Here is a 21,652-nt window from a genome sequence, read left to right as displayed (position 1 = left end):
GGCCAGTTGGTTGGCGGCCCGGGCGTTGTCGGCGTTCTGGCGCACGGTGGAGCCCAGCTCTTCCATGGAGGCGGCGGTTTCTTCCAGCGCGCTGGCTTGCTGTTCGGTGCGTGCGGACAGGTCGTTGTTGCCCGAGGCGATCTGCGCACTGGCGCTGGCCACGCCTTCGGCGTTTTGCCGCACGCTGCTCACGGTGTTCACCAGGCTTTGCTGCATGCGCTGCAGCGCGCTGAGCAACTGGCCTGTCTCGTCCTGGGAGCGCACGACGACAGCCTCGCTGAGGTCGCCGCGCGCAATGCGGTCGGCCACGCCCACAGCCTGCTGCAGCGGGCGCGTGATGGAGCGGATGATGGACACCGCCAGTGCGATGGCCAACGCCACCGCCAGCAGCGCGGCGATGCTCACGTCGCGCTGCAGCGCCTGCGCGGCCTCCTCGGCCCGGTGGCTGGCCGTTTCTGTCACCTGGGCCTGGTAGTCCACCTGCTCGGCCAGCGCGGCTTGGTAGGCGCGCTGGGCAGGGCGCAACTGGGCCTCCAGCCAGCGGATGGCTTCGTCCTTCTGCTTTTGCTGCACCAGCGCGAGGTACTGGTCGCCCGCCTTGAGGAAGTCCGCCCGGCGCTCCGACATGCGCTGCAGCAGCGCGCGCCCCTGCTCCGATACCACCAGGCGCTCGAGCGTCACGTAGTGCTCGCGCACGTCGGCGCGGGCCGCGCGGATCTGCTCCAGCGCCGCGCGGGTGTTGGCTTCATCTTCAAAGATGGCCAGATTGCGAAACTGGATGGCCTGCTGGTTGACACGGTCGGTGGCCGCGCCCAAGGTCTTGGTGATGGGGATGCGCATTGCCACCACGTCTTGCAGCTCGGTGCGCTGAATGGCAGAGCGCACCAGGCTCACGGCGCCCAGGGCCACCAACAGCAGCAGCATGGCGGCAAAGGCCACGGCAAGGCGGGTCGATATCTTGAGTCGGTTCATCCTCGCGTCCTCCTGGCACGGGGGCCGGCCAGGCGGCCCCGTTGCGGTGCACCCTCCCCTGCGATAGCCCGATCGGGCGATGCCGCGGGGAACACGTCGTTGTTGATGAACGGCAAGGGTTGCACACTTTCGCGCGCCGCCAAAGTAGGCAAAAACCTCAATCCCGCGCTGCCAAGAAAAAAGCACGCGGAAGAGAGCTTCACGCGTGCTTCTGTTTTGATAGCTGCCAGCGCTTACCCTGCAAGCGCTGCGGCCATTATTTCCCCCAAAGACGCCCAGGCGCCCTTGCGGCGGAACTCAGGCCTGGGACTTCTTGAAGTTCTCGATGCCGTCGGTGATTTCCTTCTTGGCGGACTCGATGCCTTCCCAGCCCACCACCTTCACCCACTTGCCCTTTTCCAGGTCCTTGTAGTGCTCGAAAAAGTGGGCGATGGCGTTGCGGCGCATGGGGTTCACGTGCTCGATGTCCTTCCAGTGGTCGTACATGGGCAGGATCTTGGAGGTGGGCACGGCGATGACCTTGCCGTCCACGCCGGCCTCGTCTTCCATCATCAGGATGCCCAGAGGACGGCAGGGCACCACCACACCGGGGTGCAGCGCGTAGGGCGTGATCACCAGCACGTCCACCGGGTCGCCGTCGCCCGACAGCGTTTGCGGCACGTAGCCGTAGTTGGTGGGATAGTGCATGGCCGTGGTCATGAAGCGATCCACGAAGATGGCGCCCGACTCCTTGTCCACCTCGTACTTGATCGGGTCGGAGTTCATCGGAATCTCGATGACCACGTTGAAGGATTCGGGGGCATTCTTGCCGGGGGTGACGTTGTTGAGGGACATGTCTTTGAATAGTGGTTTGGAAACTGCAACCCACGATGCCGCCGGCGCTGACGCAGCGCAATGAAGCGTCGGGATTAACCCTGATTTTAGGGGCAGCCCCCTTTCTGCCCGCTTGCAAAGCGCCGTTTAAGGTAAATTGGCCCTGTTGGCCAATCGACTCCTCAGCCCCGCTGGGCGCCGCAGGAGCACGAGGAAGCAACGCAGTGGAAGCACCACCACCCCTGCGTTGTGATGTTTCCTTCCGTGCAACTGCGACGACTGAAAGGAGTGAAGAATGGCTGGAACTACAGCGCTGACTGCCCCCCTGATCCTGGCTCTGGTTTGCGGATTGATTGCGGTGGCCTATGGCATCTGGGCGCGGGGATGGATCCTGGCCCAGGACCCCGGCAACCCCCGGATGCAGGAAATCTCCGGCGCCATCCAGGCCGGGGCAGCCGCCTACCTTGCGCGGCAGTACAAGACGATCGCCATGGTGGGCGTTTTGCTGGCCGTGCTGATCGGCGTTTTTCTGGACACCACCACGGCCGTCGGCTTCGTGGTGGGCGCCGTGCTCTCGGGCGCCTGCGGCTTCATCGGCATGAACGTATCCGTGCGCGCCAATGTGCGCACCGCGCAGGCCGCCACCCGCGGCATCGGGCCGGCGCTGGACGTGGCGTTCCGCGGCGGCGCCATCACCGGCATGCTGGTGGTGGGGCTGGGGCTGCTGGGCGTCACGGCGTTCTACTGGTTCCTGGCGGGCAACGGCAACCTCACGCCCACCGCCAAGCTCTCCACCCTGCTCAACCCGCTGATCGGCTTTGCGTTCGGCTCGTCGCTCATCTCCATCTTCGCGCGGCTGGGCGGCGGCATCTTCACCAAGGGCGCCGACGTGGGCGCCGACCTGGTGGGCAAGGTCGAGGCGGGCATCCCTGAAGACGACCCGCGCAACCCCGCCGTGATCGCCGACAACGTGGGCGACAACGTGGGCGACTGCGCCGGCATGGCGGCCGACCTGTTCGAGACCTATGCCGTCACGCTGATCGCCACCATGGTGCTGGGCGCCCTGCTGGTGGCCACCGCCCCGGTCCAAGCAGTGGTGTACCCGCTGGCGCTGGGCGCGGTGTCCATCATCGCGTCCATCATCGGCTGCTTCTTCGTGAAGGCCTCGCCCGGCATGAAGAACGTGATGCCCGCGCTGTACAAGGGCCTGGCGATCGCCGGCGTGCTCTCGCTCGTGGCCTTCTACTTCGTCACGCTGTGGATCATGCCGGACAACGCCATCACCGCCACCGGCAGCCAGCTGAAGCTGTTTGGCGCCTGCGCCACCGGCCTGGTGCTCACGGCCGCGCTGGTGTGGATCACCGAGTTCTACACCGGCACGCAGTACTCGCCCGTGCGCCACATCGCCCAGGCCTCCACCACCGGCCACGGCACCAACATCATTGCCGGCCTGGGCGTGTCGATGCGGTCCACGGCCTGGCCGGTGATCTTTGTGTGCATCGCCATCGTCGCGGCCTATGCGCTGGCCGGGCTGTACGGCATCGCCGTGGCGGCGATGTCCATGCTGTCCATGGCAGGCATCGTGGTGGCGCTGGACGCCTACGGCCCCATCACCGACAACGCCGGCGGCATCGCCGAAATGGCCGAGCTGCCCAGCAGCGTGCGCGACATCACCGACCCGCTGGACGCCGTGGGCAACACCACCAAGGCCGTGACCAAGGGCTACGCCATCGGCTCGGCCGGGCTGGCCGCACTGGTGCTGTTTGCCGACTACACGCACAAGCTGGAGACCTACGGCCGCGCCGTGAGCTTCGACCTCTCGGACCCGATGGTCATCGTGGGCCTGTTCATTGGCGGGCTGATCCCCTACCTGTTCGGCGCCATGGCCATGGAGGCCGTGGGCCGCGCCGCCGGGGCCGTCGTGGTGGAAGTGCGCCGCCAGTTCAGCACCATCAAGGGCATCATGGACGGCTCGGGCAAGCCGGAATACGGCAAGGCCGTGGACATGCTGACCACCGCCGCCATCAAGGAGATGGTCATCCCCAGCCTGCTGCCCGTGGTGGTGCCCATCGTGGTGGGCCTGCTGCTGGGCCCCAAGGCGCTGGGGGGGCTGCTGATGGGCACCATCGTCACCGGCCTTTTCGTCGCCATCAGCATGTGCACCGGCGGCGGCGCATGGGACAACGCCAAGAAGTACATCGAGGACGGCCACCACGGCGGCAAGGGCAGCGAGGCCCACAAGGCCGCGGTGACGGGCGACACGGTGGGCGACCCCTACAAGGACACTGCCGGCCCCGCCATCAACCCGCTGATCAAGATCATCAACATCGTGGCGCTGCTGGTGGTGCCGTTGGTGGTCCGCTTCCACGGCGGCTGACACCGCCCGGCAAGCCGGCGAAAAGCGCCGGAGATCACGGTTAACAAGGGGCCTTTGGCCCCTTTTTGCCGCGTACCATGGCGGGCAACCGCTCCCCTTCCTACAAGAACATGGCTTCGCACCTTCCTCCGCCCCCGGCCCTTGCCCCCCCAGCCCCGCCCGGTGCCGGGCCTCGCGAGCGCATCGTCCAGGACCTGCTGGCAGAGGCCCGCCCGCTGCTGGAGCGCGTGGCCGACGCGGCCCGCACCGCCCTGCAGGCCCGCCTGGACCAGGCCCGCACGCCGGGCGAGCACCAGGCCTTCCAGGCGGCGCGACAGCAGCTGATGCGGCTGACCCCAGTGATGGCAGAACGCTACCCCGAGGCGCTTCGCCAGGCACTGGGCCAGGACAACGCCCAGGCCCAGGACAAAGGCTCCCGCTCCCTGTTCAGCATCCATTTCGACGAACTGGAGCTGATGGACGAAACCGCCGTCAACGAGAGCGTGGAACGCGCCCGCGCCCGCCAGCTGGTGATGACCGCCGTGGAAGCCCCGCTGGCGGACCTGGACGCGCTGGTGTGCGCCGCCCTCGCCCTGCCGCGCGTGCAGCCCGAAGCCAACCCTTTGCGCCCCGACATCTTCTTGCAAGCCTTGCAGACCGTGGTCTCGCAGATGCAGCTCGGTGCGCAAGTGCGGCACGACTGGATGGGTCCCATGGCGCACGCGTTGGGGCAGGAACTGCGCACCCTGTACCTCGCCCGGATTGAGCAGCTCAAGCAAGGCGGCGTGCAGCCGGTGGGCTACGCCATGCGCCAGACGGACGGCCAGGTGATCTACGTGTCCCCGGCCTCCAGCGACGCATCCCCCGGCTTTGCCTCCGACAACGACCGCTCGACGGCAGCGAGCGGCGCCGATCCGCTGCTCACCCTGGACCGCCTGCGCCGACTGCTGCTGGGCGAATTCAGCGCACAGCCCGCGCCCCCTGAGCCCCCAGCCGGTGCCGGCGCGGCCGGCGCTCCTGGTGCGGACAGCGAGACTTTTGCCGACCGCTTTGCGCGCGAGTTCGACGCCGCCGACGCGTTGCCGCAACTCGACGCGCCCGCGACGGACTTCGCCATGACGGTTCCGGCCGCCTTCGAGGCGCTGCAAGAGATGAACCAGGTGGGCCAGATGATGGAACGCCTGGGCAGCCCGCGCCCTGCAGGCAGCCCAGCGTCAGCCGCCAGTGCCGGCGCGGGGGCAGGTGCCGCAACGCCCTCCGCGCGGCTGGGCCAGACGCTGAGCATGGAGGTGGTGGCGTTGATGGTGGACAACATCGCGCGCGACAGCCGGCTGCTGTGGCCAGTGCAGCAGTTCATCCGCGCCCTTGAACCCGCGCTGATGCAGCTGGTGCTGGCCGACCCACGCTTCTTCAGCAACAAGGACCACCCCGCGCGCCGCCTGCTGCAGGACATCACCGACCAGAGCCTGGCCTTCAACAGCCCCGAGGCGCCGGGGTTCCAGAGTTTCATGCGCTCGCTCATGAACATCGCCGGGCCGCTGGCCTCGGACACCGTGGAAGGGCCGGACGATTTCGAGCGGGTGCTGGCCCAACTGCACGCCAAGTGGGCCGAGAAGAACCAGACCCGCCAGCAGGACCAGCTGCGGGCCATCGAAGCCCTGCAGCATGCAGAGCAGCGCCATGCGCTGGCCGCGCACATTGCCCGCGAGATCGCTCCCACGCCCGGCATGGACAAGGTGCCCGAGCCCATCGTGCGCTTCCTGCTGGGCCCCTGGGCCCAGGTGCTGGCGCAGGCGCAGCTGGCCGATACCACCGGCAGCTCCGACCCCGGCCGCTACCAGGAACTGGTGGAGGCCCTGCTGTGGAGCGCCCAGCCGGAGCTGACCCGCGGCCACACGGGCCAGCTGGCGCGGCTGCTGCCCAAGCTGCTGCCCAAGCTGCGCGAAGGGCTGGCCACCATCGATTACCCGCCAGACCGCACCGAAGAGGTCTTCGGGCTGCTGATGGAACTCCACCAGCAGGCGTTCCGGCCCGGGCCGCGTCTGCCCGCGCAGTCTGCACCGCCCGTGCCCAGAGACGCGGCGCCGTCCGCCCCGCAGCCGCCGCTGCTGGACGACGACACCCCCTGGGTGGCTCCCGCAGAGGCGCGGGATTCCGGCTACATGGACCTTGTAGAACCCGCGGGCGCCGAACCTCCTCAGCCCCTGCCCGCACCGGCCATGCCGGTGGCAGCGGCCCTGCCGAGCCTGGCCATCGGCACCTGGGTCAACCTGCGCGTGGCGGGCGAATGGCAGCGCACGCAGCTGTCCTGGATCGGCTCGCAAGGAACGCTGTTCCTGTTCACCGCCGCCAACGGCCGCACACAGTCGATGACACTTCGTCTGCTGGAGCGCTTGTTCCAGCAGGGCGCATTGCAAATCCTGTCCAAGCAGGCAGTGGTGGACGGGGCGCTGGACGCCGTGGCACAGCTGGCCATGCGCAACAGCGTGGAAAGCCAGCTCTGACACAGCGCCAGCCGGCTTGAACAAGGCCGGACCGGCGCCGCAGTCCCCGCAGTCCGCAGAAAACCGGCTCAGTGCGCAGGCGCTGCTGCCGGCAGCACCAGGACGGCCGCCAGGCCGCCCAGGCCGGCGGCAGGCGCCAGCTCCAGCCGCCCGCCATACAGCCCCGCCAATTCCTGCACGATGGCCAGGCCCAGCCCGGTGCCGGGCACGGCCTCGTCCAGCCGGACGCCGCGCTGCAGGGCCTGCGCACGCTGCGCGGCATCGATGCCCGGGCCGTCGTCCTCCACCACAACCACCAGCTGGGAGCGACCCGCGGCGCTGTCCTGCCCCGCCCGTCCCTCTCGCACCTCCCGCCCCTCCCGCACCTGCACCCGCACGGCCGAGCGGGCCCACTTGCAGGCGTTGTCCAGCAGATTGCCCAGCATCTCCTGCAAATCCTGCACCTCCCCCGCAAAACCCGGGGGGACAGGCGGCAGGTCGAGCTGCAGGGCGAGGTGCCGCTCGGCATAGACCTTGTCCATCACCCGCACCAGGCCCTGCAGCACCGGCCCTGGCTCAGTGCGCTGCCCTGGCAGGCCGGCCGACGCCGCCACCCGCGCCCGCGCCAGATGCCAGTCGATATGCCGGCGCGCCACCAGCACCTGCTCCCGCACCAGGGCCGCCAGTTCTGCCGCACCCGTGCCGTCCGCCGGCGCGCGCGCCGCCTGCTCCAGCACGGTGAGCGGTGTCTTCAGCGCATGGGCCAGGTTGCCGGCCTGCGTGCGGGCGCGCTCCACCACATCGGCATTGCGGGCCAGCACGGCGTTGAAATCGTCCACCAGCGGCTGCACCTCGGCCGGGAACGCCCCCTCCAGCTGGCCCGCGCGGGCCTGCCGCACCGCCTGCAGGCCGCGCTGCAGCGCCGCCAGGGGCCGCAGGCCCACGGCCACCTGGGCCCAGGCCGCCGCGGCCAGCAGGACGAACAGCACGGCCAATGACAGCACCAGCACCCGCGTGAACCGTGCGGCGGCGGCCTGCGTGGAGCGCAGGTCGCCGGCCACGATGAGACGCCACGACGGGCCGGCGCCATCGGCAGCCGCGCGCACCGTGCGCTCCAGCACCAGCAGCGGGGCGCCTTGGGGGCCCGGGGCTTCGTGCACGTGGGCGGCGCCATCGGCCAGCCGGTCAGCCTCCAGCGCCAGGCTGGTGTCCCACAACGACCGCGAGCGCAACACCCCGGCCCGCGAACCGCCGTCCGGTCCCAGCTGGTCGACCTGCCAGTACAAGCCCGAATACGGCTTGAGCCAGCGCGGATCGGAAAGCGCCTGCGTGGCCACCTGCGGCTGGCCCTGTGCGTCAAACTCCAGGCGCGCCGTCACCTGGTCGAGCTGCTGGGCCAGCGCTGTCTCGAACTGCTGCTGCACCTGCTCGCGGAACAGGCCGCTGAGCACCACGGCGGCGAGCACCATGGACACCGCCACCCCCGCGAGCGTGAGGGCCAGCAGCCGCCACCGCAACGACCGCATCCGCGGCGCGCGGCGCGTGCCCCCTTCCACGAGCCCGCCGTCGGCTTCTGGCGCTGGCTGCATCACGGCGGCACCAGCCGGTAACCCATGCCGCGCACGGTCTCGATGCGCGGCGCCTGGGGCGCGTCCACCGCCTGGAGCTTCTTGCGCAGCCGCCCCACAAACACTTCGATGGTGTTGGAATCGCGGTCGAAGTCCTGCGCGTAGATGTGTTCGGTCAGCTCGCTGCGCGACACCAGTTCACCCGGGCGGTGCATGAAGTAGTCCAGCACCTTGTATTCGTGCGCCGTCAGCGCCACGGCGTGTCCGGCGCAGGCCACACGCCCGCTGCGCGTGTCCAGCACCAGATCGCCGCACTGCAGCACGGCCGTGGCCTGCCCGCTGGCGCGGCGGATGAGGGCGCGTACGCGGGCCAGCAACTCCTCCAGGTGAAACGGCTTGGTCAGGTAGTCGTCGGCACCGGCGTCGATGCCCGCCACCTTCTCGTGCCAGTGGTCCCGGGCAGTCAGGATGAGCACGGGCATCGTGCGGCCCGCGCCACGCCAGCGCTTGAGCACCGTGAGCCCGTCCAGCACCGGCAGTCCCAGGTCGAGCACCACGGCATCGAATGCCTCGGTGTCGCCGAGGAATTGCGCGTCCTGGCCGTTGCTGGCCTCGTCCACGGAGTATCCCGCGTCCTGCAACGCAGCGCGCAGCTGGGCCCGCAGCTGGGGGTCGTCTTCTACCAGGAGGATGCGCATGCCGCGAGACTCATGAAGGGTTGCAACGCTGTGGGGCCGGCCAGCAGCCATCCACGGATTTCGGAAGCTTAGCGCCGATCTTCGCGCGCCTTCACACGCAGCACCTCGGCCGTGCGGGCGTCCAGCTTGACCTTGGTCAGCTGGCCGGCGGGCGTGATCAGCTTGATCTCATAGATCCAGAGCGCGCCTTCCTGCTCCAGCTCCACTTCCAGCACCTGGCCGGGCACCTCGCGCTGCAGGCGCTCCAGCACCGTGGGCAGCGGCAAGACCTGCCCTGCCTGCACGGCCTGCCGCGCGCGGTCGTGGTCGGCCTTTCCGTCCGCCCAGGCCGGCGGCGCCAGCAGCGCCGCCACCCACAACGCACAGGCAGCGGCGGCCCCCCAGCGCAGGGGACGGCGCAACACGGCGGGGCGGCGGGGTGCGGGCGTCATGGCGCCGATTGTCCTGCGGGTTTTCTGAACGGTGGATGAACAGGGCTTTCAGGCGCCGTTCAGGCAGCGGTTTCCACAATGCCCTCCATGCCCGACCACCCCTTCACCGCAAGGATCTGCACCCCATGACCCGACTTCACACCCTGGCCCTGGCGCTGGCGGCGGCCTGCGCCACCGCGACCGGTTACGCGGCCGACACCACCGCCGCGGAGCAGCTGGCGCGCTGGAGCGCCCAGGCCGGACGCCCCGGCAACGCAGACCTGGGCAAGGCCTTCTTCACCACCCGCCACGGCGGCGAGTGGTCGTGTGCCAGTTGCCACGGCACGCCGCCCACAGCCCAGGGCAAGCATGCCAGCACCGGCAAGGCCATTGCCCCGCTCGCACCGGGATTCAACCCCAAGGCCTTCACCGACACCGCCAAGGTGGACAAGTGGTTCCGCCGCAACTGCAAGGACGTGCTGGAACGTGAGTGCACGGCGGTCGAGAAAGCCGACGTGCTGGCCTATCTGAACGCGCTCAAGCCGTGACGCAGCCCACCGTCCTCCCGCGCCGGTCTGGCCTCCGGCCCCCCGCACAGCGCCTGGCGGCACACCGCCGCGGCCGGTCCACCGCCGCAGCGGCCATCGCGCTGGCCATGCTCGCCGCACCCACCGCACCCACCGCGCAGGCCGACAGCGGCCGCGCCATGCCGTACAACGTGCCCGCCGCCTACCTGCAGGAGTGCGCCGCCTGCCACACGGCCTACCCGCCCGGCCTGCTGCCCGCGGCGTCCTGGAAGCGCGTGATGGCCGGGCTGGACAAGCACTACGGCACCGACGCATCGCTGGACGCGGCCACCGTGCAGCAGCTGGGCCAATGGCTGCAGGCCTATGCCGGCACCTACAAGCGCGTGAGCGAGGAGCCGCCCGAAGACCGCATTACCCGCTCGGCCTGGTTTGAGCGCAAGCACCGAAAGATTGAACCCTCGGCCTGGAAGCTGCCCAGCGTGAAGAGCGCCGCCAACTGCGCGGCCTGCCACACTGGCGCCGAACAGGGCCGGTTCAGCGACCACGACCTGCGCATGCCGGCCGGGCTCGACGCCCGCTCGCGCCGCGCCTGGGACGACTGAAGGAGAACCCCACCATGCATCCCCAACCCACCCTTGCGGGCGCCCAGCCCGCCCCCTCCCAGCCCACGCAGCCCGCGCGCCGGCGGGTGACCGATGCGCCCACGCGCATGTTCCACTGGCTGTTCGCGCTCAGCTTTGCAGGCGCCTACGCCACGGCCGAGAGCGAGCACTGGCGCCTGCTGCACGTGACCCTGGGCTACACCATGGCCGGCCTGCTGGGGTTCCGCGTGCTGTACGGCCTGTTCGGGCCGCGCACCGCGGGCCTGGGCCTGCTGTGGCGCAAGGTTGCCGGGGCCCGCGACTGGCTGCGTGCTGCGCCCCAGACCGTCTGGTCCCCCGCCCACTGGCGCCAGGGGCCCCACCTGCTGATGGCCCTGGCCGTGCTGCTGTTGCTGGCGCTGGTGGTGCCGCTCACCCTCACCGGCTACGCCACCTACCACGACTGGGGCGACTGGCTGGGTGGCGAATGGATCGAGGAGCTGCACGAGTTCTTCGGCAACGCGGTGCTCGCCGTGGCGCTGGCCCACGTGGCTTTGATTGCGGCACTGAGCGCCCTGCGCCGCAAGAACCAGGCACTGCCCATGCTGACCGGGCGTGTGGAGAGCCGCGGCCCCGACCTGGTGCCCCACAACCGGACCTGGCTTGCAGCCCTGTTGCTGCTGGCCGTTCTGGCCTACGGCGCCTGGGAATGGCGCCAATCGCCGACGGGGTTGCTGGGCGGCGCCAGCGCCATCAGTGCGCCGGGTGAACACCGTCGCCACCACGACGACGACTGAGCCCGGCGGCCTCCCTACCATCTTTTTGGAGCAACCTCCCATGAACGTCTATCTGTGTGTCGCATGCGGCTGGATCTACGACGAAGCCGCCGGACTCCCCGAAGAGGGCATTGCGCCCGGCACGCCGTGGGCCGATATCCCCGACGACTGGCGCTGCCCTGAATGCAATGTCGGCAAGGCCGATTTCGTGCTGTGTGAGCTGTAGCCGCGGCGGTGCGGCCCCGCCATGTGCGCCATGTGTGCGCCATGTGCGTCATGGCAGCGCCGCAGGCGGCACGGTATAACGGGCTTTCCCCCAGCCCGAAGCCTTCTTCATGCCTCTTTCCGACGCCCCCACCGGCCTGGACCCTGCCACTGCCGCGCAGCGCCTGCGGGCTGAAGGGCCCAACGACCTGGGCACCAGCCAGCGCCGCACGCTGCGCGCCATGGCCTGGGACGTGGTGCGCGAGCCCATGTTCCTGCTGCTGCTGGGCGCTGGCGGCATCTACCTGGCCATGGGCGATGCGCACGAAGCACTGATCCTGCTGGGCTTTGTGGTGGTGATCATGGCCATCACCGTGCTGCAGGAGCGGCGCACCGACAACGCCCTCACCGCCCTGCGCGATCTCTCCAGCCCTCGCGCGCTGGTCCTGCGCGGCGGCGCCCCCGTGCGCATCGCGGGCCGCGAGGTGGTGCGCGAAGACCTGCTGCTCCTGGCCGAAGGCGACCGCATCGCGGCCGACGGCACGCTGGTGCAGGCGCACGAGCTGGCCACCAACGAATCGATGCTGACCGGCGAATCCGAGCCCGTGGCCAAGCAGCCGGGCCAGGCCGTGTTTGCAGGCACGCTGGTGGTCAGCGGCCAAGGGCTGGTGCGGGTCAGTGCCGTGGGCCGCCACACCGAGCTGGGCCGCATCGGCCAGTCGCTGGACACCGTGGCGCTGCAGGCCTCGCCGCTGCGCGAGGAGATGGCGCGGCTCACGCGCCGCCTGGTGTTCGTGGGCCTGGCGCTGTGTGCGCTGCTGGTGGCGCTGTTCTGGGCGCTGCGCGGCGATGCGCTGCACGCGGTGCTGGCCGGCATCACCCTGGCCATGGGCATCCTGCCGCAGGAGCTGCCGGTGATCATGATCGTGTTCCTGGCACTGGCCGCGCGGCGGCTGGCCGCGCAGCAAGTGCTGACCCGCCGGCTCAACGCCGTCGAAACCCTGGGGCAGACCAGCGTGCTGTGCGTGGACAAGACCGGCACGCTCACCCAGAACCGCATGGCCGTGGCCGCCCTGTGCATTGCGGGGCAGGAACTGGACACCCAGGCCCTGTCCGCCGACAGCCTGCCCGAGGCCTTCCACGAACTGCTGGAATACGCCGTGCTGGCCAGCGAGATCGACCCGCACGACCCCATGGAGCAGGCCTTCCACCGCATGGCGGCGGAGCACTTGCGCGGCACCGAGCACCTGCACCCTGAGTGGCTGCTGGCGCGGGAATACGAACTCTCGCCCCAGCTCCTGGCCATGAGCCACCTCTGGCGCGACGGTGGCGCGGCCGAAGACACCGTGGCCGCAAAAGGCGCGCCCGAGGCCGTGGCCGACCTGTGCCACCTGCCCGCAGCCGAGCACGCCGCCGTCAGCGCCCAGGCCGCGCGCCTGGCCGACCGCGGCCTGCGCGTGCTGGGCGTGGCCAAGGCCCGCCACCCCGTGGGGCAGGACTGGCCCGGCCTGCAGCACGACTTTGCCTTCGAGTGGCTGGGCCTGGTCGGCCTGGCCGACCCGCTTCGCCCCGAAGTGCCCGAGGCGATTGCCCAGTGCGGCCAGGCAGGCATCCGCGTGGTGATGATCACCGGCGACCACCCCCGCACCGCAAGCGCCATCGCGGCCCAGGCGGGCATCGCCCACGAGCGCGTCGTGACCGGCGATGCCATGGCCGCCATGCCCCCGGCGGCGCTCGCGGACGCCGTGCGCAAGGTCAGCGTATTCGCGCGCATCAAGCCGCACCAGAAGCTGGCCCTGGTCGAAACCTTGCAGGCCCAGGGCGAGGTGGTGGCCATGACGGGCGACGGCGTGAACGACGCGCCCGCGCTCAAGGCGGCGCACATCGGCATCGCCATGGGCCAGCGCGGCACCGACGTGGCGCGGGAGGCGGCCGCGCTGGTGCTGCTGCACGACAACTTCGCTGCCATCGTGCAGGCGGTGCACCGCGGCCGGCAGACCTTTGCCAACCTGCGCCAGGCCATGATCTACACGCTGGCGGTGCATGTGCCGATCATCGGCCTGGCGCTGCTGCCGGTGCTGTTCGGCTGGCCGCTGGTGCTGGCGCCACTGCACATCGCGTTTCTGGAGCTGGTGATCGACCCCGCCTGCTCCATCGTGTTCGAGGCCGAGGGCGCCGCAACAAACCTGATGCAGCGCCCACCCCGCCGCGCCAACGAGCCGCTGCTGCCAGGCCGCCTGCTGGGCTTGAGCCTGCTGCAAGGTGGCGCCGTGACGGCCGCCGTGGTGGGCCTCTACGCAGCGCTGCTGGGCCGGGGCGAGCCCCCGGGCCTGGCCAGCGCCGCCGCGTTTGCCGTGCTGGTGGCGGGCAACGCCGCGCTCATCCTCCCCAGCCGCAGCGGTGCGGCCAGCGGCTGGCGCAGCCTGTGGCAAGGCCTCACCCCCGTGAGTCTGTGGGTGCTGGGCGGCACCCTGGCGGCGCTCACGGCCATCACCACGGTGCCCTGGCTTGCGGGCGCTTTCAAGTTCATGCCCCTGTCGCCGGCGCAGTGGCTGGGCGCCGTGGGCACCGGGCTGGCGCTGGTGACCGTGTTCGAAACCGCCAAGCGCTGGGCATGGCCCAAGACGCCGGCGGACCAGGCTCCGTAATCAGCCTCTTTGCACTTGAAAAATCGGTTCGGGCTGAGCCTGCCGAAGCCGCGTGAACGGTTCAGGGGAAGGAATGCCGGCCTAAAACTCCGCTGAAATAGCCGCGCGCAGCAGCGCGCTGGCCGGCTCCACCAGGCTTTGCAGGTCGCCCACGCGCTCCTGCTCAATGGCCTGCAGCACCATCTCGTTGATGCCGCCCACCACGGCCATGGCCATGGCGGGCTGCAGGGGCTTCTTGCGCAGGCGCTCGCCGGGGCGGTTGTTCACGACGTCCAGCATCAGATCCACCAGTTGCTGGTTGGCGCGCCGCCGTGCCGCCAGGCCGGGCACGCCCAGGCCCAGGATCTCGATGAACAGCGTGCGCAGCAGCACGGGGTTGCGCGAGAGCACGCCCAGGTAGGCGCCCATGGCCTGCTCCACCTGGGTCTGCCACGCGCTGTGCGGGTCGATGGCCGCGCGCAGCACGGCAATGGCGCTGCCGCTGGCCACCTCGTACAACGCGACCAGGCACTCGGCCTTGTCGGCGAAATGTTCGTAGAAGGTGCGCCGCGAGACACTGGCCTCGCGCACGATGTCGGCAATGGTGGTCTCGGCATAGCCCTTGGTGGCCACGGCGCGGGCCATGCCGTCCAGCAGACGGGCGCGGTGTTCCGTTCCCGCACTGGCGCCGCCGCCTGGGCTGGCATCTTCTTCAACAGCAGTCATCACACCCAAAGTTCCTGATTCTTATCAAGGTACTTGACAGTACCACACCAGGCCTGCATCATTCAAACCCACTCGGTACTGCAACGTACCAATTGCAGCCCCCACGCCGTCCGCCCCCCCGGAGAACGCCCATGACCGAACTTGTTGTCCGACGCCTGCTGATCGACCTGGAGACGCCGTTCGCGCGGCGCTGGTGCGGTGGTGACGCATTTCGCACAGCGCTGTTCAACGCCCTGTCCATGAGCTTTCCAGTGGGCGAGCAGTTTTTTATCGACGCGGTGCGCGCGGGCCACAAGGCCCTGCCGCCCGAAAAGCAGGCGCAGTTTGCCGACGAAGTGCGCGGCTTCATCGGCCAGGAGGCCACGCACCGCCGCCTTCACGCCCTGTTCAACGGCCACCTCGAACAGCAGGGCCTCGTCAATGCCTGGGCACCCCGCGCGCAGGAGCGCATGAAGCTCTTCGAGGGCGCCGACCCGCGCCATCCCCTGGCCGTGACGGCGGCCAATGAGCACTTCACCGCCCTGCTGGCCGAATGGCTGCTGGCCCACCCGGACGTGCTGCAGGGTGCCGAGCCGCGCCTGGCCACGATGTGGCAATGGCACTGCGCCGAGGAGGCCGAGCACAAGAACACCGCGTTCGACCTGTACCAAGCGCTGGGCGGCAACCACGAATGGCGCATCATCTGGTTCCGCCGCATCACCTGGGTGTTCCTGGCCGACGTGCTGCGCCAGACCCTGAGCAACCTGCGCCGCGACGGCGCCCTGGGGCAGTGGCGCACCTGGGCCAGCGCGGCCCGCACCCTGTTCGGCAAGGGCGGCCTGGTGCGCGAGACCTGGAAGCCCTGGCGCCAGTACCTGCAGCCCGGCTTCCACCCCCGCCAGCACGGCAGCGACCGCTCCGAGCGCTGGCTGGCGGAGCACCGCGACGCTTACACCCCGGTGGGATCTCCCGTGGGCGCGGCGTGAAGGCCGGCAGTGCGCGGCCCACCACGGCCGGCCTTTGACCCTGGCAGTCCGTCCTGCTACAACGCCCACTCCTCTGCATCGAACCCTGCTGCCGGCACGGCTGGCGCGCAAGACATCCACCGCTGAACCATGATCTTATTCCCCACGCGCCGGCGCAGCCGCCGCGCAGGCGCTGCCCTGCTATGCCTTGCCGCCGCCACCGCCGTGCCCGCACGGGCAGAACCGCTGGCCTTTGATGCCGCGCTGCAGCAGCTGCAGCAGCGCTCGGACCACCTTGCCGCGTCGCGCTACGCGGTGGAAAGCGCGCAGCTGCGCCGCGACGCCATGCAGCGCCTGGGCGGGCCGGTCGTGAACCTGAGCGGGGCGGCCTACACCTACAACGCCAACCTGGACGTGGACCTGAACCCGCTCAACCGTCTGCTGCCGGGCGTGCTGTCGCAGTTGCCGGCGCCGCTGGCGGGGTCGCTGGCGCAGATGCCGCACCTGCCGTCCAGCTACACCCTCAACCGCAGCAAGAGCGACACCACGGCCTCCGTGTCGGCGGTGTGGCCCCTCTACCTGGGCGGCGCCACGCAAGCGGCGCGCGGCCTGCTGGACGCGCAGACCCAGGAAGCCGGCGCAGACGCCGACAAGACCCGCGACGAGGTCACCACCGTGCTGGTGCAGCGCTACTTTGGCGCCCAACTGGCCGAGCGCGCGGCCGCGCTGCGCGAGGCGGCGCTGTCCACCATCGAACAGCACGACGCCGCGGCCCAGAAGATGCTGGATGCCGGCGTGATCGCCCGCGTGGAGCGCTTGCAAGCCCGCACCGCCCTCGAAGAGGCCCGCCGCAATGCCCGCAAGGCCCGGGACGACGCCGAGCTGGCGGCCACCGCCCTCACGCGCACGCTCCAGGCCGGCGACCGCGTCACGCCCACCAGCCCGCTGTTCGTGCTGAACGGGCCCGTGGAGCCCCTGCCCTACTTCATCGACACCGCGCTGGCGCGGCACCCGGGCCTGGCCAAGGTGGCCGCCAAGAAAGAGCAGGCCACGCAGCTGCACGCCGCGCAGGAGGCGCTGCGCAAGCCCCAGGTGTTCGCCTTCGGCCAGCGCCAGCTCAAGACCGGCCGCGATGCCGACTGGGTGGCCGGTGTGGGCGTGCGCTGGACGCTGTGGGACTCCATCGACCGCAACACCCTGGCCGAATCGTCCAACCGCCAAATCGAACAGGCCGAGCGCACGGGCGCCCAGGCGCGCAGCGACATCGCCCTGCTGGTGGAAAAGCGCTGGCTGGCGCTGGAGCAGGCGCGCCGCGCCTACTTGGCCCAGGCCCCCAGCCTGGAGCTGGCCGACGAGGTGCTGAAGCTGCGTACCGCGGGCCTGAAGGCCGGCACCAGCACCACGCTGGATTTGATCGACGCGCAGGTCAACCAGGCCAAGGCACAGACCGAACGCGCCCAGGCCGCGCACGACTACGTGAAGGCCCTGGCCGACCTGCTGGAGGCCTGCGGCTTGTCGGAAGACTTTGGCAAATACATGGCGCGTGCCGACGCGTTGAGAGTGGAGTGAACACCATGAGCAAGAACAACAAGAATGCCGCCGTCATCGGCACCATCGCCTTCGCGGCCGTCGCTGGATTTGTGGGCTTCGGCCTGTGGAAGGCGTCCCAGCCCGCCCCCGAACTCTTCCAGGGCCAGATGGAGGCGCAGGAGGCTGACATCGCGCCTAAGGTCACCGCGCGCATCGCGCAGATCCTGGTGAAGGAAGGCGAACAGATCGCCGTGGGCGCGCCGCTGATCCGCATGGACAGCCCGGAAGTGAAGGCCAAGCTCGCCCAGGCCACTGCCGCCCAGGAAGCCGCCCAGGCTGTGGCCGCCAAGGCCGAGAGCGGCGCGCGCCCGCAGGAGGTGGAGATGGCCCGCCTGAACTGGCAGCGCGCCGTGGCCGCGGCCGACCTGGCGGAAAGCTCCTTCAAGCGCGTGGACGGCCTGGCGCGCGACGGCCTCGTGGCCGCGCAAAAGCGCGATGAAGCCGAGGCCAACTACAAGGCATCGCGCGACCAGGCGCTGGCCGCCAAGGCGCAGTACGACCTGGCCCGCTCGGGCGCCCGGGCCGAAGACCGCTCGGCCGCCAGCGCGCAGGCGCGCCAGGTGGCGGGCATGGTGGCCGAAGTGGAGGCCGCCCAGGCCGAAACGGAACTGAAGAGCCCCGTGGCTGGCGAAGTGGCCAAGGTGCTGGCCCGCACCGGCGAACTCTCGCCCCAGGGCGTGGCCGTGGTCACGGTGGTGGACCTGAAGGACCAGTGGGTGGTGCTGAACGTGCGCGAAGACCGCCTGGAGCGCTTTGCCATCGGCAAGGAATTCGATGCCACCTTGCCAGCGCTGGGCGGCAAGGCGGTGAAGTTCAAGGTCTACCACACGGCCGCGCTGCCCGACTTTGCCACCTGGCGCGCCACGCGCGCGGGCCAGGGTTTTGATGCCCGCACGTTTGAAGTGCGCGCCCGGCCGGCTGCGCCCATTGAAGGCGCACGCCCGGGCATGACCGTTCTAGTGAACTGAAGTTTGAATAAAAAGTGCCTCCAGCGCTTATCTGACAAGCGCGAGCAGCTATGAATTCAATAGTAAGAAGTTTCCACCGCGAAGCACGCCGCCTGGCAGCCGACCCGTGGGACCTGGCCATGGTCACCTGGGTGCCGCTGCTGGGTGTGGCGCTCTTGTGGTGGATCTTCTCGGCCGGCCTGCCGCGGCACCTGGCCGTGGGCGTGGTGGACGATGACCACTCCAGCCTGTCGCGCCAGCTGGTGCGCATGCTGGACGCCACGCCCGGCATGCAGGTCCGCCGGGAGTTCACCAACACGGCCGAGGCCGAGCGTGCCCTGCGCGCCGTGGAGGTCTATGCCGTGGTCAGCATCCCGCGCGACTTTGCGCGCACGGTGAAGCAAGGCCGCGCCGCCCAGGTCACGCTGCTGCACAACGCGCAGATGGGCACGCATTCGGGCCTGCTGCAGCGCGACGTGCGCGCCGCCGTGGGCACGCTGTCGGCCGGCATTGAGATGGCCGCGCGCAACAAGCGCGGCGAGGCTGCCCAGGCCGTGCACGTCAGCATGGAGCCCATCCGCACGCAGATGGTGGCGCTGTTCAACGTGTCCAGCAACTACGAGCAGTTCCTGGGCGCGGCGCTCATCCCGGCGCTGCTGCACATCCTGGCCATGACGGCCGGCGCCTGGACGGTGGGCCGCGAGCTGCGCGACCGCACGCTGGGCGCGTGGCTGGGCGCAAGTCGGTTCGCGGGCACGGCCGGTGCGCTGCTGGGCAAGCTGGCGCTGCCCTGGGCATCACTCACGCTCACGGGCCTGCTGGCGCTGGTGGGTATCACCTGGGGCCGCGGCTGGCATCCGCCGGGCAACCTGGCGTGGGTGGCGTGCGCGCTGGCGCTGCTGGTGGCCGTGTCGCTCGCCGCCGGAGCAGCCCTGGCAGCGCTGACCCGCTCGCTGCGCACGGCGCTGTCCGGTGCGGGCTTCTTTGCAGCGCCAGCGTTTGCCTTCAGCGGCGTGGCGTTTCCGCTGGCCGGCATGCCCGCCAGCGCCCGCGCCTGGGCCGAGGCCATGCCGTTCACGCACTACATCCGGCTGCAGATCGAGCAACTGCAGATGGGGGCGCCGCTGGCGACCAGCGTGCCCACCATGGCGGGCTTGCTCGTCGCCACGGTGGTGCTCTGGCTGGTGGCGGCCCTCGGGCTGCGCAGTGCCGCCCACCACCCTGCCACGTGGGGGGGCCGCTGAGATGGCGGGGAAGCACGGCCGGCTGAGGGTGGCCCCCTCTCCCCAACCCTCTCCCGCGAGGGGAGAGGGGGTAATGCCTGAGGGCGCCCACAAAGCCCCTTCCCCTCGCGGCGAGAGATTGGAGACAGGGGGGCAATGCCTGAGGGCCTGCAGATGGCGGTCACGCCCACAAAGCCCCTCCCCCCTCGCGGGGGAGGGGTTGGGGAGAGGGGGCAGCCGTGCCCTAGCCGCGCCCGCCACCAGCCCCTCTCCCCGACGCTCTCCCACCAGGGGAGAGGGAGTGAAACCCCAGCACCGCGCGCAAGACACGCGGCGCGCAGCCATCGAAAGCTGAAATGACGGCCCCAGACCCCCACTCTGCTCCGCCCAGCCTGCTGCACGCCTGGCTCGCCGCCCTGGCCGCCGTCGCGCGCGACAAGGGTGTGCTGCTGCTGCTCATCGGCGCGCCCGTGCTCTACGGCTTCTTCTACCCCTGGTTCTATGCCGACGAGGTGCTCACCCATGTGCCCGTGGCCGTGGTGGACCTGGACCACACCAGCCTGTCGCGTCAGATCACGCGGTTTGCCGATGCCGACCCGCGCATCGCGGTGCGCATGGTCACCGGCAGCGAGCGCGACGCGCAGGAGGCCCTGTGGCGCGGCGAGATCGAGGGCTATGCGGTGATCCCTGCCCAGCTCAAGCGCAACGTGGTACGCGGCGAGAACGCCGTGGTCAGCATCGAGGCCAACGGCGCCTACGCGCTGCTCAACAAGGCCGTGCAATTCGGCTTTGCCGAGGCCGTGGGCACTGCATCGGCAGGCATCGAGATCCGCAAGCTGCAGGCCAGCGGCCAGAGCGCACTGCAGGCCCGCGCCAGCCGCGCCCCGGTGCAGTTGCAAACGGTGGCGCTGTTCAACCCTACTGAGGGTTATGGCAGCTTTGTGGTGCCGGCGGTGGCGCTGCTCATCTTGCAGCAAACGCTGCTCATGGGCGCCGCGCTGCTGGCCGGCACCTGGGTGGAGGCCGGGCAGCACCGCGCCAGCGCCACCACCTGGCTGGGCCGGCTGCTGGCGCTGAGCACGCTGGGCTGGGCCAGCGGGCTGTTCTACTTTGGCTGGATCTTCGTGCTGCACGACTACCCGCGCGGCGGCAACCCGCTGGGCGCCCTGGCGCTGCTGGCCTGCTATGTGCCGGCGGTGGCCGCGATGGGGTCACTGCTGGGGCTGTGGTTTGGCAACCGCGAGCGGGCGCTGCAGGTGCTGCTGTGGACCACGCTGCCCATTGCGTTCGTGGCGGGTTTCTCGTGGCCGGTGGAGGCGCTGCCCCAGCCGCTGCAGTGGCTGCGCTGGCTGCTGCCCAGTACCTCGGGCGTGCAGGCCTCGCTGCGGCTCAACCAACTCGGGGCACCAGTCTCGGCGGCCCTGCCCTACCTGTGCGCGCTGGTGGCGCTGTGCGCCGTGTGCACGGCGGCGGTGCTAGCGAAGGCGCGGCCTGTGAACGCAGCGGCGCGGTAAGCCGCGCCGCCGAGCCGTTATTTCATTGCGGATGGGCTGCCGCTTGCGCCCCCGTGCGCAGCCGCACCGGGCCGCTGCGCTGCTCGACGGCCGCTTGCACCTCCTTGCGCAGGCCCAGGGCAAACGCCCACTCGGCCACCACGAAGAGCGGGCCGACGATGAGGCCCACCAGATCGTCCACAAAGGCGGGCTTGCGGCCCTCGTAGTAGTGGCCCACGAACTGGATCACCCAGCCCACCACGAACAGGCCGACGCCCGCGCCCAGCCACACGGCCAGGGGCTGCGCGGCCAGCCACTGCGCCACCGCCAGCATGGCGGCCAGCAGCCCGGCCATGGCCAGGCCGAAGCGCGCGTCCAGCCGCCAGTAGAAAAGGCTGGCCGCCAGCGCGCAGAACAGCGCCGGGCTCACGGGCACGCCACCCAGCATCCACGCGGGGCGCGACAGCAGCACCACCACGGCGAACATGATCATGGGCACGCCCACGAAATGCGTGTGGATATTGCGCGGGTCGCGGTGGTAGTCGGCGTACTGGGAGAGATGATCGATCAGGGTTTTCATGGGTGTCTCCGTCATGGGTTTTGAGCAGGATCAAATGTGGCCCCGCGCGCCAGCCACCGTCTGTCGGACACACGACAAAACCGGCCGCGGCGACGACGCCCCGTTCCCTCGCACACCGCCCGCCCCAACGCCTT

Annotated in this window: 19 protein-coding genes; 12 read left to right on the top strand and 7 right to left on the bottom strand. The window is 70.2% G+C overall.

All coding sequences use genetic code 11. The features are described from left to right. Together LWW96_RS06525 and ppa are read right to left on the bottom strand one after the other, a co-directional pair. Nucleotides 1–972: MCP four helix bundle domain-containing protein (locus LWW96_RS06525; protein ID WP_291485205.1), on the bottom strand; the 972-nt coding region annotated here is incomplete at its 3' end. 297 nt (nucleotides 973–1,269) lie between these two features. Then, entirely contained in the window at nucleotides 1,270–1,806 is a 537-nt protein-coding gene (gene ppa / locus LWW96_RS06520; protein ID WP_291485202.1) for an inorganic diphosphatase, read from the bottom strand. Between the two features lie 274 nt (nucleotides 1,807–2,080). On the opposite strand from ppa, the gene LWW96_RS06515 reads away from it, so the two are divergent. Next, nucleotides 2,081–4,162 (top strand): sodium-translocating pyrophosphatase, encoded by a 2,082-nt coding sequence (locus LWW96_RS06515; protein WP_291485200.1) that lies wholly within the window; start codon nucleotides 2,081–2,083, stop codon nucleotides 4,160–4,162. Nucleotides 4,163–4,272: 110 nt separating this feature from the next. Continuing rightward, complete coding sequence (locus LWW96_RS06510; RefSeq protein ID WP_291485198.1) at nucleotides 4,273–6,645, top strand: DUF1631 family protein; 2,373 nt, start codon at nucleotides 4,273–4,275, stop codon at nucleotides 6,643–6,645. 68 nt (nucleotides 6,646–6,713) lie between these two features. Here LWW96_RS06510 and LWW96_RS06505 read toward each other — a convergent pair whose 3' ends face one another. The 3 genes from LWW96_RS06505 to LWW96_RS06495 form a co-directional block, all read right to left on the bottom strand. Next, a complete protein-coding gene (locus tag LWW96_RS06505) occupies nucleotides 6,714–8,150 on the bottom strand; it encodes a sensor histidine kinase (protein ID WP_291485214.1) in 1,437 nt (478 codons plus the stop codon). A gap of 62 nt (nucleotides 8,151–8,212) precedes the next feature. Continuing rightward, a complete protein-coding gene (locus LWW96_RS06500) occupies nucleotides 8,213–8,890 on the bottom strand; it encodes a response regulator transcription factor (protein WP_291485196.1) in 678 nt (225 codons plus the stop codon). Nucleotides 8,891–8,958: 68 nt separating this feature from the next. Continuing rightward, nucleotides 8,959–9,321: a PepSY domain-containing protein gene (locus LWW96_RS06495; protein WP_291485193.1), complete on the bottom strand. Its 363-nt coding sequence runs from the start codon at nucleotides 9,319–9,321 to the stop codon at nucleotides 8,959–8,961. A 125-nt stretch (nucleotides 9,322–9,446) separates the two neighbouring features. Between LWW96_RS06495 and LWW96_RS06490 the strand changes: the two genes are divergently transcribed. The 5 genes from LWW96_RS06490 (at nucleotide 9,447) to LWW96_RS06470 (ending at nucleotide 14,036) form a co-directional block, all read left to right on the top strand. Beyond that, nucleotides 9,447–9,848, top strand: coding sequence for a DUF1924 domain-containing protein (locus LWW96_RS06490; protein WP_291485191.1), 402 nt, complete (start codon nucleotides 9,447–9,449; stop codon nucleotides 9,846–9,848). Nucleotides 9,849–9,955: 107 nt separating this feature from the next. After that, nucleotides 9,956–10,429 (top strand): diheme cytochrome c, encoded by a 474-nt coding sequence (locus tag LWW96_RS06485; RefSeq protein ID WP_291485212.1) that lies wholly within the window; start codon nucleotides 9,956–9,958, stop codon nucleotides 10,427–10,429. A gap of 14 nt (nucleotides 10,430–10,443) precedes the next feature. After that, nucleotides 10,444–11,205: a cytochrome b/b6 domain-containing protein gene (locus tag LWW96_RS06480; RefSeq protein ID WP_291485189.1), complete on the top strand. Its 762-nt coding sequence runs from the start codon at nucleotides 10,444–10,446 to the stop codon at nucleotides 11,203–11,205. Nucleotides 11,206–11,245: 40 nt separating this feature from the next. After that, nucleotides 11,246–11,410, top strand: coding sequence for a rubredoxin (locus LWW96_RS06475; protein ID WP_291485187.1), 165 nt, complete (start codon nucleotides 11,246–11,248; stop codon nucleotides 11,408–11,410). A 109-nt stretch (nucleotides 11,411–11,519) separates the two neighbouring features. Beyond that, nucleotides 11,520–14,036 carry a cation-translocating P-type ATPase gene (locus tag LWW96_RS06470; protein WP_291485185.1) on the top strand — a complete coding sequence of 839 codons (2,517 nt, stop codon included), beginning with the start codon at nucleotides 11,520–11,522 and terminating at the stop codon, nucleotides 14,034–14,036. A gap of 81 nt (nucleotides 14,037–14,117) precedes the next feature. On the opposite strand, the gene LWW96_RS06465 is transcribed toward LWW96_RS06470, so the two are convergent. Continuing rightward, nucleotides 14,118–14,741: a TetR/AcrR family transcriptional regulator gene (locus LWW96_RS06465; protein ID WP_291485182.1), complete on the bottom strand. Its 624-nt coding sequence runs from the start codon at nucleotides 14,739–14,741 to the stop codon at nucleotides 14,118–14,120. Nucleotides 14,742–14,872: 131 nt separating this feature from the next. On the opposite strand from LWW96_RS06465, the gene LWW96_RS06460 reads away from it, so the two are divergent. From LWW96_RS06460 to LWW96_RS06440, 5 genes are all read left to right on the top strand, one after another. Next, a complete protein-coding gene (locus LWW96_RS06460; RefSeq protein WP_291485181.1) occupies nucleotides 14,873–15,706 on the top strand; it encodes a metal-dependent hydrolase in 834 nt (277 codons plus the stop codon). A gap of 129 nt (nucleotides 15,707–15,835) precedes the next feature. Continuing rightward, nucleotides 15,836–17,254, top strand: a complete 1,419-nt coding sequence (locus LWW96_RS06455) for a TolC family protein (protein ID WP_291485179.1) — start codon at nucleotides 15,836–15,838, stop codon at nucleotides 17,252–17,254. Between the two features lie 5 nt (nucleotides 17,255–17,259). Further along, nucleotides 17,260–18,243 (top strand): efflux RND transporter periplasmic adaptor subunit, encoded by a 984-nt coding sequence (locus LWW96_RS06450; RefSeq protein WP_291485178.1) that lies wholly within the window; start codon nucleotides 17,260–17,262, stop codon nucleotides 18,241–18,243. Between the two features lie 50 nt (nucleotides 18,244–18,293). Continuing rightward, nucleotides 18,294–19,466 carry an ABC transporter permease gene (locus tag LWW96_RS06445; protein ID WP_291485177.1) on the top strand — a complete coding sequence of 391 codons (1,173 nt, stop codon included), beginning with the start codon at nucleotides 18,294–18,296 and terminating at the stop codon, nucleotides 19,464–19,466. A gap of 335 nt (nucleotides 19,467–19,801) precedes the next feature. Then, nucleotides 19,802–20,959: an ABC transporter permease gene (locus LWW96_RS06440; RefSeq protein WP_291485175.1), complete on the top strand. Its 1,158-nt coding sequence runs from the start codon at nucleotides 19,802–19,804 to the stop codon at nucleotides 20,957–20,959. A gap of 22 nt (nucleotides 20,960–20,981) precedes the next feature. Here LWW96_RS06440 and LWW96_RS06435 read toward each other — a convergent pair whose 3' ends face one another. Further along, nucleotides 20,982–21,518 carry an Mpo1-like protein gene (locus tag LWW96_RS06435; RefSeq protein WP_291485173.1) on the bottom strand — a complete coding sequence of 179 codons (537 nt, stop codon included), beginning with the start codon at nucleotides 21,516–21,518 and terminating at the stop codon, nucleotides 20,982–20,984. Between the last annotated feature and the right edge of the window lie 134 nt (nucleotides 21,519–21,652).

The sequence above is a fragment of the Acidovorax sp. genome, assembly GCF_021287135.1.
GTDB lineage: Bacteria > Pseudomonadota > Gammaproteobacteria > Burkholderiales > Burkholderiaceae_C > Acidovorax.
Note: the sequence above shows the minus strand (reverse complement) of the source record. Positions and strands in the feature narration are given on the sequence as shown.